General features: G+C 34.3%; 10 protein-coding genes. 9 read left to right on the forward strand and 1 reads right to left on the reverse strand.

Annotation, left to right across the window (positions count from 1 at the left end):
* The first annotated feature begins 4 nt into the window (after positions 1–4).
* Both HMPREF3103_RS05560 and HMPREF3103_RS05565 read left to right on the forward strand, forming a co-directional pair.
* Positions 5–1450, forward strand: a complete 1446-nt coding sequence (locus HMPREF3103_RS05560; protein WP_005606802.1) for an oligosaccharide flippase family protein — start codon at positions 5–7, stop codon at positions 1448–1450.
* A 35-nt stretch (positions 1451–1485) separates the two neighbouring features.
* Complete coding sequence (locus tag HMPREF3103_RS05565; protein WP_070438074.1) at positions 1486–2859, forward strand: O-antigen ligase family protein; 1374 nt, start codon at positions 1486–1488, stop codon at positions 2857–2859.
* A 35-nt stretch (positions 2860–2894) separates the two neighbouring features.
* Here HMPREF3103_RS05565 and HMPREF3103_RS09400 read toward each other — a convergent pair whose 3' ends face one another.
* Positions 2895–3023, reverse strand: coding sequence for a DUF4044 domain-containing protein (locus HMPREF3103_RS09400; RefSeq protein ID WP_160313167.1), 129 nt, complete (start codon positions 3021–3023; stop codon positions 2895–2897).
* A 205-nt stretch (positions 3024–3228) separates the two neighbouring features.
* On the opposite strand from HMPREF3103_RS09400, the gene gndA reads away from it, so the two are divergent.
* The 7 genes from gndA to zwf all read left to right on the forward strand — a co-directional run bounded on the left by gndA (position 3229) and on the right by zwf (position 13649).
* A complete protein-coding gene (gndA, locus tag HMPREF3103_RS05570) occupies positions 3229–4662 on the forward strand; it encodes an NADP-dependent phosphogluconate dehydrogenase (protein WP_070438077.1) in 1434 nt (477 codons plus the stop codon).
* A 131-nt stretch (positions 4663–4793) separates the two neighbouring features.
* Positions 4794–5981, forward strand: coding sequence for an excalibur calcium-binding domain-containing protein (locus tag HMPREF3103_RS05575; protein WP_070438080.1), 1188 nt, complete (start codon positions 4794–4796; stop codon positions 5979–5981).
* A 144-nt stretch (positions 5982–6125) separates the two neighbouring features.
* Positions 6126–6821, forward strand: coding sequence for a response regulator transcription factor (locus tag HMPREF3103_RS05580; RefSeq protein ID WP_039849162.1), 696 nt, complete (start codon positions 6126–6128; stop codon positions 6819–6821).
* Positions 6822–6828: 7 nt separating this feature from the next.
* On the forward strand, positions 6829–8283 hold the full coding sequence (locus HMPREF3103_RS05585) for a sensor histidine kinase (protein WP_070438083.1): 1455 nt from the start codon (positions 6829–6831) through the stop codon (positions 8281–8283).
* 72 nt (positions 8284–8355) lie between these two features.
* A complete protein-coding gene (dltD, locus tag HMPREF3103_RS05590; protein WP_083278744.1) occupies positions 8356–9543 on the forward strand; it encodes a D-alanyl-lipoteichoic acid biosynthesis protein DltD in 1188 nt (395 codons plus the stop codon).
* 100 nt (positions 9544–9643) lie between these two features.
* Positions 9644–12061: an MBL fold metallo-hydrolase gene (locus HMPREF3103_RS05595; RefSeq protein WP_070438089.1), complete on the forward strand. Its 2418-nt coding sequence runs from the start codon at positions 9644–9646 to the stop codon at positions 12059–12061.
* Positions 12062–12191: 130 nt separating this feature from the next.
* Positions 12192–13649 (forward strand): glucose-6-phosphate dehydrogenase, encoded by a 1458-nt coding sequence (zwf, locus tag HMPREF3103_RS05600; RefSeq protein ID WP_070438092.1) that lies wholly within the window; start codon positions 12192–12194, stop codon positions 13647–13649.
* The last annotated feature ends 26 nt before the right edge of the window (positions 13650–13675 follow it).

The raw sequence follows: 13675 nt of genomic DNA on the forward strand, positions 1-13675 counted from the left end.
TTCAATGAGTAAAAATAACATTAAAGTGAATGCGATAGCGAGTACTTTAGTGAGGATACTAAATATTATTTTTCCATTATTAACAGGTCCCTATTTAACAAGAATTCTGGATCCAGAATTATTTGGAGAATTTAATAAAGTAAATTCATTAGCAGCTTGGTTCATTCCTTTTGCTGGATTTGGGGTTTACAACTATGGGATTCGTCTGGTTAGTGGAGTAAGAGAAAATAAGGCTAAAGCATCTCATAATTTTTCTCTTTTATTTTATGCTAGTACATTGAGTTCAATCGTAGTTACATTGGTTTATATTCTGTATATTTGGTTTGCGAATCCTAATAACATGCTATTATACGGGATTTTTATTTTCCAAATTATTGTACAGTTCCTATATGTTGAATGGATGGCAGAAGCGTTCGAAAGCTACAATTTTATTTTGTATAAGACGCTATTTGTTCGTGTATTCATGTTAGTTTCCATCTTCGTATTCGTAAAAAATAGTGACGACATCATTCCTTATGCAATGATCATGACAGTAGCAAACTTCTTAAATTATTTTACAAGTTATATTTACATTCGTAGGAAAGTGAAATTAGTTCGCATTCCATTAAAAGAATTAGTAAAAGTATTTAAGCCTTTGTTTTCAATGCTACTACTTGCAAATGCGAATATGTTATATACGATTTTGGACCGATTATTCCTTTCTTCAGTAAAAAATAATCTTTACATCAGTTATTATACGATATCGCTTAATTTATCGATGATGATTACGGGTGTAGTAGTTTCTATTATTATTGTTAGTATTCCGAGACTGGCTAAGTATAATGCCGAAGAACAGTTTGAAAAATTTAATGATTTACAGTTAAAGACAAGTAGACTTTTTCTATTCCTAGTGATTCCAATTTCTATGGGATTAGCCTGTGTTAGTCAATCCATTATATTCTTGTACGCAGGACCGAAATATATATTAGCTGTACCGACTATGATTATTTGTTCGATTCGAATTTTATCATGGACTTTAGATACGATTTTTGCAAATCAGATTATTTTCCTAAAAGGACATGAGTTGAGTTTAACAAGAATTTATTTTGTCGGTGGATTCTTCAATTTGATTTTTAATAGTGCGTTATATATTTTCGGTATAGAAAATCCAGAATATTATATTTTAACGACTGTGTTCGCGGAAGTTATCGTATTATTTTTAGAAGTTAAATTTATTCGAGATCGTTCTTTATATGATATTCGAAAGATAAAAAATAATTTTATACGATATACAATTGCTTCCTTACCTTTTATTGCAATTAAATTAGCCGTTGATTATTTCATTCCATTTGAATATAATTTAACGAAAGGCTTTATGTTAAATACTGGATTGGTAATTGTAGGCTGTGTCGTCTATTACGCATTATTTGCTATTATTTCAGGCGATATTAAAAAAGTAATTAAACTTTAAGGAGGTAAAAGTATACAAGGTTATACAAACTGATTATGAAAATTTTAGACTTTTTCGAGCAAAACTATTTTAAATTTGGAATATCCTATCTATTATTCTTCACTTTATATATGATGACGAGTATTATTGTTCCACTAAATTTTTTCAATGCTAATAGTTATGTAACAATTTTATTAAGTGGATTAGGAGCTCTTTTCGGACTTTATAATATTGTTGTGAAGAAAGCTTTGACTAAAACCAGAGGAATTCGACCTCTAATAGTGTTATTTGTTGTTATCATCATTTCATTAGTGGTGAATATGAAGTACGGATATATTGATAATGTAAAAGACTTAATCGTGTTTTTCGTATATTTCTTTTCAATCTATCCATTTATTAGTTTTATTACTAAAGAACAAGCCAATCAAACTTTATTAAGTGTTGGTGGTGTTCTAGCAGTGTTATCTACAGGGGCGGTTATCGCTTCTCTATTCCAATTTGTGACCTTTGATGGTTATATTATTGAATCCTATAAAGGGAACGTGTTTCGACAAGGATTTATCGATTCTCGTCTGTTTGGGGTATTTACAGATCCTAATATTCAATCTGTGGTTTCACTATTAACCATTACATATTTAGGGTATTTACAAAATAAAGTTTCTAGACCTTTAAAAGTCCTTCTTTATTTAGCAATATTCTGTAACTTTACTTATATTGTCCTTTCTGGTTCTAGAACGGCTTTAATTATTATTTCTGCAGTATTTGTATATATTTTTATCGTTGCAATCTGTAAGAAAGATCGAAAAAAACAAGTTCTAAATGTAATAATGTTTGGTTTAATTACTTTTGGATCATATCATTTAGTTTACCAAGGCTCTCAGGTGATTCTAAAGGCCAATACACAGGTTATTACTAAGATTAATCAAGAACATAAAAATACCGGGAATTATAAAGTTTTAGCAACATTGCAACGAAATGATACCGATGCGAAAAACATTTCAAATAACCGTTTTTCAATTTGGCAGGATGCTATTAGATTCTCAGTGAAAAGACCGATTTTTGGATATACTTCTGGGAATTGGGAAAAAATTGCAAAAGAAATTGATCCAGATAGCTATATTGTTAAAAAGAGCTATAGGGTCCATAACGGATATTTAGAGATTTTATTCTATAGTGGATTCATTGCCCTACTGGCATTCTTCTGGTATGTAGGAAAACCTATTATCAAAACGATCGTGAATGAATTAAAGACGAATAGCCAAAACCTAATTATAGAGTTTATCTTGATTGGATTAATCATCCTAGGTGTGACCAATATGTTTATTAGTGCAACAATGTATGGTTTTTCAATCTTGGGATTAGTTTTACATTTATCGATCAGCTATTTAAATAATGGGTATTTGCCTCAGTTAGAAACTAAAGACAAATAAAAAGGTCCGGCAGGAATTACCTGCCGGACCTTTTTCTATTTATAATTCAAGATGGTTAATGCTACTTGTAGAACAATAGCCCCAAGGGTTCCGATTAACATTAATACAGCAACCACACGTGTAATTTTTTCAACGGTTGAAAGATTACGTTTTTTCTTTGCCAACACAATCGCTCCTTTTTTCTAGCTTCTGTAATAGTTTACCGTAAACTAGAGTGAATTACTAGTCTTAAATGCTTAAACTACCTTTATAAAATTGAAAATGATTGAAATGAAAACAGAAGGAAAGAAAAGCGGCCAAAAATCTTTCAAATATTAACGATTTTTGTTAACATAAGAATGGAAAATAAAACAAATTGGAGGAAGATTCATGTCAAAACAACAAATTGGTGTCGTTGGTATGGCCGTAATGGGACGTAACTTAGCGTTAAATATTGAAAGCCGTGGATATAGTGTTTCAATTTTCAACCGTTCATCATCTAAAACAGATGAGGTTGTTGCACTACATCCTGATAAAAAATTAGTACCAACATACACTGTAGAAGAATTTGTACAATCTTTAGAAAAACCAAGAAGAATCTTATTAATGGTAAAAGCTGGGGAAGCTACTGATAAGACCATTCAAAGTTTACTTCCACATCTAGATAAAGGTGATATTTTAATCGATGGAGGAAATACATTCTTCAGAGATACAATGCGCCGTAATGAAGAACTAGCAAACTCAGGAATTAACTTCATCGGTACTGGTGTATCTGGTGGGGAAGAAGGAGCCCTAAAAGGACCTTCAATCATGCCTGGTGGACAAAAAGATGCTTATGACTTAGTAGCACCAATCTTAGAAGAAATCTCTGCTAAAGCAGACGATGGCGCTCCATGTGTCACTTACATTGGACCAAACGGAGCAGGTCACTACGTAAAAATGGTTCACAACGGAATCGAATATGGGGACATGCAATTAATCGCTGAAAGTTACGATATCTTACGTCGTGTTGGTGGATTATCTGTAGAAGAATGCGCTGAAGTCTTCCAAGAATGGAATCAAGGCGAATTAGATAGCTACTTAATCGAAATCACAGCGGACATTTTAACAAAGAAAGATCCTGAAACAGGTCGTCCAATGGTTGACGTAATCATGGATACTGCTGGAAACAAAGGTACTGGCAAATGGGCTTCACAAAGCGCATTAGACTTAGGGGTGCCACTTCCATTGATTACGGAATCTGTATTTGCACGTTTCGTTTCTACATTGAAAGAAGAACGTGTGGCAGCAAGTAAAGAATTAGCAGCAACTAAGATTCCTGAATTAACAAATTCAGAACGTCAAGCTTTAATCGAACAAGTTCGTAAAGGATTATACTTCTCTAAAATTATGAGTTACGCGCAAGGATTCGCTCAAATGCGTGTAGCTAGTGAAGAGTTCGATTGGGACTTAAACTACGGCGAAATCGCGAAAATCTTCCGTGCAGGATGTATCATCCGCGCACAATTCTTACAAAAGATTACAGATGCGTTCGAACGTGATCCTCAATTGAAGAACCTATTATTAGATAAATATTTCTTATATGTGACTGAATCCTACCAAGATGCAGTTCGTGATGTTGTTGTAACGGCTGTTCGTGCTGGTATCCCAGTACCAACATTCTCAAGTGCATTAGCTTACTATGATTCATATCGTTCAGAAACATTACCTGCAAACTTAATTCAAGCACAACGTGACTACTTCGGTGCACATACGTACAACCGTGTAGACAAACCAGGAACATTCCACTTCGAATGGGCACAAGAAAAAGAAATTGAACAATAATTGTAAAACCAGTCTTTACAGACTGGTTTTTTATTTTAGGAAGCAAGTGGAGACTTGTTTCGAAATTGGTAACTACCAGTTGATTACGATATCGTTTTCATCTATAATAAACGTATCTATTAGGAGGGAGAATGGAAATGAAATTAAGAAAAGTATTTTTGTGTTTGATTACGTTTTTAGTAGTGGGAGTAGTTCCGTTAAATGATTCAGTAAGTGCGAATGAGATTCACTTTAGAAACTGTTCTGAAGCATGGGCTGCAGGATATGGAGACATTTCAGTTGGCGAAGACGGGTATGCGGATCATCTTGACCGAGATAAAGACGGAACTGCATGTGAAATTGTAAAATCAAAGGGACAATATCGTTCCCGTAGAGCAGATGGAACGCCTTTGAATAAAGTAAAAGCCACTTATTGGGAACAAGTGGGTGGCAATTGGTATTACTACGAAAAAAATGTTCGAGTTACTGGCTGGAAACAAATCAGCGGTACTTGGTATTATTTCAATAGTAATGGAGTAATGCAGACTGGTTGGAGACAAATCAATAATATTTGGTACTATTTCAGTAGTAATGGATATATGCAAACGGGCTGGAAACAAATCGGCTCTAACTGGTATTATTTAAAAGATTCTGGAGCAATGGTAACAGATTGGCAATATTTAGATGGTACGTGGTATCTATTTAATTCTTCAGGTGAGATGCTCACTGGCTGGCAAAAAAATAATAATGTTTGGTATTACTTCAGTAAAGAAGGATATATGCAAACCGGTTGGAAACAAATTAGTGGTAACTGGTATTATCTAAATCAATCAGGTGGTATGGAAACTGGATTGAAACGCATTAGTGGAGAGTTCTATTATTTTGCAGAGTCTGGCGTGATGCAAACCGGTTGGAAACTTATCAATGGAATTTACCATTACTTTAAAGATAGTGGAGCTATGTTGAAAGGTTGGTATCAAGAATACAATCATTGGTATTATTTAGATGAAGATGGAAGAATGGTGACAGGCTTCTATACGGTTTATAAATCAGATTATTACTTTGAAAAATCAGGTGTGATGCAAACTGGCTGGAAATTCATTCAAAATAATTGGTATTATTTTGAACAATCAGGAGCATTGTTAAAAGATCAGTTAACACCAGATGGGTATCGAGTTGATAAAGATGGTGTTTGGAGAGTTGCGGTGGAAACTACAACTACGACAACTACCACAACGGTAACGACTACTTCTCAAGAAGCACCAAGAGAAAACACAGAACCCGCTACACAAGAGACAACTCAAATCCAAATTACAACTGAAGAAGTGAAAGCTCAGTAATTTTCTAGTGAAAAGAATTAAACGATTTAATCGTTTAATTCTTTTTTTTTTATCATATAGAAAAAATTCATTAAATTCTGTTAAGAAACTTATGAATATGGTATGATAATTCTATTAGGGAGAATAATGGAAGGGAGTTTAAATATGCAAGGAAATCAACGTATTTTAATTATTGAAGATGAAAAAAATCTAAGTCGCTTTGTAGAATTAGAGTTGCAGCACGAAGGATATGAAACTAAAGTTTGTTCTGACGGAAGAACGGGATTACAAACCGCAATAGATGAGTCTTGGGATGCTATTTTATTAGATTTAATGTTACCAGAAATGAATGGATTAGAAGTTGTTCGCAGACTACGACAAGTCAAACAAACACCAGTCATCATTATGACTGCACGTGACTCTGTGATGGATAGAGTAGTTGGACTAGATCAAGGGGCAGATGACTATGTGGTAAAACCATTTGAAATCGAAGAAATATTGGCTAGATTACGTGCCTTGTTTAGACGCTTGCAGATGGAAGAACAATCTCGTAATATTAAACAAACAAAAGTAGAGTATCGTGACTTAGTGATTGAAGTTGAAAATCGCGTAGTACGAAGAGCTGGAGAAGTCATTGACTTAACTAAAAAAGAGTATGAACTCCTTCTTTTATTGATGGAAAATATTGATATTGTTTTATCACGGGAAATCTTACTGAAAAAAGTCTGGGGATATAAAAATGAAGTTGAGACGAATGTTATTGACGTTTATGTTCGATATATCCGTAATAAAATTGATGTCCCTGGAAAGGAAAGTTATATTCAAACAGTCCGTGGTACGGGTTATGTAATGAGAAGTTGAGGAAAAGATGATGAACTCAAATAGTCAACATAAATCAGTAGCAAAAAAATGGTGGTGGGTTATTTCGGCCACCATTTTTGCCTTGCTGGGGATATTAACGACAATTCTTATTCATGGTCAAATTATGACTTTACGTGAAAACGAAAAAAATCAGACAATTGTTTATGCTCAAGTAGTTACCGACTTACTTTCAAGGAAGTCAGAAAATTTAACGGCTGCGGATATTGTTTCTATCTTAAATGAAGCGGAGCAGTATGAGCAAGGACAAAACGGCATCTATAAAAAGAACAGTAGCTTTTATCCAATGAATGAGGAATTAAACATTCGTGTATTTGATACAAGTAGGGAACTAATCTTCCAAACACAACAATGGCAAGATCCTTTACAAGTATCTAGTACGCTAGAAACCAAATTCGTTCCTTTATCAACCGGAGAAGAAAGCATTCAAGTAACAATGCCGATTTTATCGAGAACGAATCGTTTGCTAATTGGTCATTTGCAAATTATTAATCGAATGGCAAAATTAACAGAAATGAAAAAACAGTTGCAGAAATTATATATCCAATTGTTGATTATGGAAGCTTTGGTAGCTATTGGGTTGGCTTATTTCATCTCTAGACTCATTTCGAAACCTATCGAACAGATTCATGATATTATAGCGTCCATTAACGAAGATAATATTGATAGTAAGCGTCTGATTATTCCTAAGAAAAATGATGAATTTGCAGTAGTTTCTCAACAGTTTAATGAATTACTAGATAAAATTAGTTTTTATATATCTCAGCAAAAACATTTTGTGGAAGATGTTTCTCATGAGTTACGAACGCCTGTAGCAATTGTCGAAGGACACCTTAAACTGCTGAATCGATGGGGAAAAGATGATCCAGAGGTACTTGAAGAGTCTTTAGAAGCCTCATTAGCAGAAATAAAACGTATGAAAACTCTTGTTCAAGAGATGCTCGATTTGTCTAGAGCTCCTCAAGTAAGAGAGCAGTATAAAGATGCGACTGCAGAAGTGGTGGATACTTTAACCCAAATAGTGTCTAATTTTAAAGTATTGTATCCAGACTTTACGTTTGTCTTCGATATTGATTCGAAGGCTGACCTATTGTCGCCTATCTATAGAAATCATTTTGAACAAGTCATTATCATTTTGTTGGATAATGCGGTCAAATATTCAACGAATCGTAAAGAAATTATCGTTAGCTTATCAACGGTAGCGGATCAAGTGGAAATTGGAATCCAAGATTTTGGGATGGGGTTAAGTGAAGAAGATAAAAAGAAAGTGTTCTCAAGATTCTATCGAGTTGATAAAGCCCGTTCAAGAGAACGTGGGGGGAATGGATTGGGTCTCTCAATAGCAAAAGAACTGATAGAAGGATATAACGGAAGTATCAGCTTAACGTCCCATTTGGATCAGGGAACAGTTTTTAAAGTGAAATTACCGATTGTAAGTTCATAAAAAAGATTAAAATTTCACCCGATTTTACTAGATATCTTTCTAAAAGATGGTAAAATTGGGTGAAAATTATTTTTGAATGGGGAGAATCATTTGGTTAGGATAAAAGCTTTTTGTATTGCAATCGTGCTATCGATTATTTCAGTGGTAGCTTTTCTATTTTTCTATATTCCTTATATTAATAGCTATTATAAGGTAACAGATAATTCTATTAGATATGGGATTAGTCAGGAAAAATACAAAAGCGTTGATATTATTAAAGAAAATTTGGATAAAAATACGCTTGTATTATTCGGTTCATCCGAATTAGAAATTACAAATCATAAAGAATATAGTTTTAATAAAGTATTCAATACAGAAGATTTTCATATTATGCAAATTGGAAGTGGGAATTATCAAAATATTATCCATGCAGCAATGATGGGAGCTCTAGGAGATTCCATTCCAAAGAAAAAAATTGCGATTGTTGAGTCTATGCAATGGTTTGAAGAAAATGATCAGAACCGCAAAGCCTTTGCGAGCAAAGTTTCTAAAGAAGCGGTTTATGGTGCTTTAACAAATGAAAAGCTGAGTCTGGATACAAAGACAAAATTGATTGATCGCATTATCAGTTTGAGTAGCGAAAACAAATCTTTAAAAGAGACATTTGAACGTTACAAACGAGTGCTAGTGGATAAAGAACCTCTTCCAGGAGACGAATGGATTATGCAAGTAGATTTAATGCAGTACAATCAGATCTTGAAATCCGGTTTTGCAAAAAACAAAAAATCTTTTGGACCAAAAGGGGTTAAGTCTGAAAAAGCAGCAGATATTGATTGGGCAAAACTTGAGGATAATGCCGTTAAGGATGCTGAAAAAAATACTCAAGATAATCCTTTTGACATGGATGATACTACTTATAAAAAATATTATGCAGGCAAAGTAAGTAAGGTAAAAGATTCTAAGAAGAATGTCAATTTTGAGAATGCAGCGGAGTTTGATGACTTCAAGTTATTTCTACAGATTGCTAAGGAGCTTGGCATTGAAACTAAAGTAGTGCTGTTTCCTGTAAATGGAAAATGGTATGATCATCTAGGGCTAAATAAAGAAACTAGAGAAAAATATTATTCAAAGATGAAATCTATTATTGAATCTTACGGAGCTTCTGCTTGGGATTTATCTTCTAAAGAATATGAACAAGATTATATGCATGATGGAATTCATCCAGGCTGGAAATCCTGGATTGAAACCAATAAAGCATTGTATGATTTTTTTAATAAATAAATGAAGTTCACTGTTATTAACAGTGAACTTTTTTTGTGATACAATTTACTTGTTGAGAAAATGTAAAGATTAAGCTTTGTTCAACAATGGGAGGAATAAAATGAAAAAAAGAGTAAGTGTGTTACTAGGGCTTGCATGTTTGCTATCCTTGAACATGAAAAATGTATACGCAGATGAACATTCCGTGAATAGAATTCATTTCATTAATACAAAAGGGAATTCAGGAAGCGATGCAATTTTATTAGAAAGTAATGGGCACTTTGCCCTTATTGATACAGGAGAAGATTTTGATTTTCCTGATGGAACGAATCCGCTGTATCCTATTCGTAAAGGAAATACAACTCAAAATTATAAAGTGCTGGAGGATAGGGTCCTCCGTCATCTGAAAAATGTTGGAGTGAATAAATTAGACTTTGTTCTAGGTACCCATGTGCATAGTGATCATATTGGGGGAGTAGATGAAGTATTGAATCACTATTCTGTCGAAAAACTATATTTAAAACGATACAGTGATAATAGATTAACAGATTCTACTAGACTATGGGATAATCTATTCAATTATGACAATGCCCTAAAAGCAGCCAAAAATAAAAATGTTAAGATTATTCAAGATATTTCTGAAAAAGATAGTCACTTTAAATTAGGGGATATGGATATCCAACTTTATAATTATAAGAATGAATATGACAATAATGGAAATCTAAAACGAGTCTATGATGATAATTCAAACTCAATTGTCGCAGTCATTACCGTGAATGGGCAAAAAATCTATTTAGGTGGAGATTTGGATAATGCAGAAGGTGCAGAAGACCAATTAGGACCACAAATTGGGAAAGTGGATTTGATGAAATGGAATCATCATTCGGAATCTACTAAATCCAATTCTATTAACTTCTTAGAAAATTTAAAACCAAGTTTAGTTGTTCAAACAACTGGACAAGATATTAATGTTCCTTCTACGAAAAAATGGTTAGAAGATCGAGGAACAAAAATTGTAAAAGCTACAAGTAAACAATATGATGCAACTGTTTATGACATCAACCAAGCTGGATTTACAGATGTTTCCAATCAATTCCCTCAAATTCCAACGGTTGAAACAAAATGGTATGTAAAAGATGGTTTCCGTATGTATCAATTAGATTCAGGAGAAAAGGCCATTGGATGGCATACGATTGATAATGAAAGTTATTTCTTTGATGGAAAAGGACATCTACAAACAGAAAAGTGGCAATTATCTGATGATTATTGGTATTACTTGCATAAAGATGGGAAGATGGCCAAAGCTGGTTGGCTCCAACTAGGGGATGATTGGTACTATCTAAATCCAAGTGGATCAAGAGAAAATGATAAGTTGTCGCAAATTAATGGCAAGACTTATTTATTCGATGAGAATGGAAAAATGCAGACTGGTTGGAAGACGGTGAATAAGGAAGCAATGTTCTTTGAAGAGAGCGGAGCTTTAAAAGAAAAAAATATCAAACCGTCCTCTTGGAAGCAACACGATTCAAAATGGTATTACTTTGATGAAAATAATCAGATTGTCAAAGGGACAAGAATTGTAAATGGTAAAACATATTACTTTGATTCTAAAGGAATTATGCAAACTGGTTGGAAATGGCATAATGGAGCGTATCATTTTTATGAAGAAAATGGCTCTCAAAAGACAGGATGGTACGAAGAATCTGGTAAGTGGTATTATTTAACTCCAGAAAATGGCGAAATGGCTGTAGGAACTGCTAAAGTATATGGTCTTACTTATTATTTCAATAACGCAGGTGAAATGCAAACCGGATGGAAATGGCATGATGGAGCATATCGTTACTATCAAGAAAGTGGTTCTCAAAAGACAGGATGGCTCCAAGAATCGGGTAAATGGTACTATTTAACTCCAAAAGATGGAAGTATGGCTGTTGGAATGCATGAAATTAAAGAGGCTAAGTACTACTTCAATAATGCAGGTGAAATGCAAACTGGTTGGAAATGGCATGATGGAGCATATCATTATTATCAAGAAAGTGGTGCCCAAAAGACTGGCTGGTTCCAAGAATCTGGTAAGTGGTATTATCTACAAGCTCCAGAAGGAAGAATGGTAACAGGTCTTCAAGAAGTAGCCAATGAGTATTATTACTTCAATACTGCAGGTGAGATGCAAACCGGATGGAAATGGATTGAAGGATATTATCATTATTTCCAAGAATCTGGGAAAATGATTCGTGATGGAGAAACTCCGGATGGATATAAAGTAGATCATAAAGGAAGATGGATACAAGGCGTGGAAACGACGACTACAGTTGAGACAACAGTAGAAACGACGACTAAAGAAACCACTGTTGTTCCAACGACTGAAGTGCCTACAACCCAAGAACCAACAACTGTTGAACCAACAACTGTTGAACCTACAACTGTTGAAGAAACGACGGCAGAACCAACGTCTCAAGAAACAACCACGAAGGAAAAAATTACCATTCCGATTATTCGAGATGATAAAACAATTCGTAGAGTTCAAGATATTTTTTAAACAAAACGCCCTTTCTGAGAGGAAGGGCGTTTTATAGTTTACTTTTCTATTCTTATAACTTAAACTAGAAAAGTAGTATTTAACGTTAAGCAGGCCATAAGCTTGCATATTGATTCAAGGAGGACAATTCATGAGCGAACAACATGTACTTATTACATTGTTTGGAGCAACTGGTGATTTAGCTCATCGTAAACTTTATCCTGCAATTTTCCGTTTATTCCAAAAAGGATTTATTAAAAATCATTTTGCTGTTATTGGGACAGCACGTAGAGAGTGGACTGATAACTATTTTAGAGATGTCGTAAAACAGTCTGTACAATCTTTAGTAAAGAGTGAGGAAGAATTAAATGAATTCTTATCGCATTTTTACTATCAACCACATAATGTGAATGATACTCATCATTATGTCGTTTTAAAAGAACTTTCTGAAAGATTAGATGAAACTTATCAAATCAATGGGAACCGTGTTTTTTATCTTGCGATGGCTCCAAATTTCTTTGGGACTATTACAGAGCACTTAAAAGCAGAGCAATTATTAACACCAAATGGTTATAATCGCTTAATTATTGAAAAACCATTCGGAAAAGATTTTGCATCAGCTCAAGAGTTGAATCATCAACTTCGTCAATCGTTTGATGAAAATCAAATTTATCGAATCGATCATTATTTAGGAAAAGAAATGATTCAAAATATTTCAGCGGTTCGATTTGCAAATCGAGTTTTTGAGGCATTATGGAATAAAGAAAATATTGACCATGTCCAAATTTCATTGTTGGAGCAAGTCAGTGTAGAAGAGCGTGGCGGGTATTACGATACTAGTGGTGCACTTCGTGATATGGTTCAAAACCATATTTTACAAATCCTTGCTCTAGTAGCGATGGAACCACCCGTTTCATTTGGAGACATTCGTAAAAATAAAATTAAGGTGTTAGAGCAACTTCGACCATATACTCCCGAAGAAGTGAAGGAAAACTTTGTCCGCGGGCAATATGGACCTTCCGAAGATGGATTGAAACCGGGGTATCGAGAAGATGCAAATGTAGCAGATGATTCGAATATGGAAACATTTGTTGCAGGAAAAGTATTAATTGATAATGAACGTTGGCAAGGGGTTCCTTTCTATGTTCGTACAGGGAAGAGCTTGAATTCCAAAGAAACCATAATCGATGTTGTATTTAAAGAAGCAAGTTCTCCATTATTCTGTGGAGTAGAAGGATGTCCTTCAAACCGTATTTCCATTCACATCACTCCTCGTGAGGGATTCTGTTTTGTGATTAATTCGAAAGCAGTCGGAAATACCATTGCACTGCAAACGAGTCATTTAGAAAAAATCTTTGATGAAACATTCTCGCTAAGAAGTCCAGAAGCCTATGAACGTTTAATTTTAGACTGTATTGAAGGCGATATGACAAACTTCACTCACTGGGAAGAAGTTGCGGCTTCTTGGAAATATGTAGATACGATTCGACAAACTTGGGACAGCGAAATTGCTGAAGAGTTTCCAAATTATGCTGCTGGAAGCAAAGGACCAAAAGTCAGCTTTGAACTGTTAGAGCGTGAAGGTCGTAAGTGGGTTGAAAGAGATTAATAGCATAAAATGAAGACTAGGGATTC

The sequence above is a fragment of the Granulicatella sp. HMSC30F09 genome (assembly GCF_001806915.1).
Classification (GTDB): domain Bacteria; phylum Bacillota; class Bacilli; order Lactobacillales; family Aerococcaceae; genus Granulicatella; species Granulicatella adiacens.

Coding starts and splice junctions, on each gene's coding strand:
- HMPREF3103_RS05560 (WP_005606802.1), top strand. CDS start 5: ATGAGTAAAAATAACATTAAAGTGAATGCGATAGCGAGTACTTTAGTG.
- HMPREF3103_RS05565 (WP_070438074.1), top strand. CDS start 1,486: ATGAAAATTTTAGACTTTTTCGAGCAAAACTATTTTAAATTTGGAATA.
- gndA (WP_070438077.1), top strand. CDS start 3,229: ATGTCAAAACAACAAATTGGTGTCGTTGGTATGGCCGTAATGGGACGT.
- HMPREF3103_RS05575 (WP_070438080.1), top strand. CDS start 4,794: ATGGAAATGAAATTAAGAAAAGTATTTTTGTGTTTGATTACGTTTTTA.
- HMPREF3103_RS05580 (WP_039849162.1), top strand. CDS start 6,126: ATGCAAGGAAATCAACGTATTTTAATTATTGAAGATGAAAAAAATCTA.
- HMPREF3103_RS05585 (WP_070438083.1), top strand. CDS start 6,829: ATGATGAACTCAAATAGTCAACATAAATCAGTAGCAAAAAAATGGTGG.
- HMPREF3103_RS05595 (WP_070438089.1), top strand. CDS start 9,644: ATGAAAAAAAGAGTAAGTGTGTTACTAGGGCTTGCATGTTTGCTATCC.
- zwf (WP_070438092.1), top strand. CDS start 12,192: ATGAGCGAACAACATGTACTTATTACATTGTTTGGAGCAACTGGTGAT.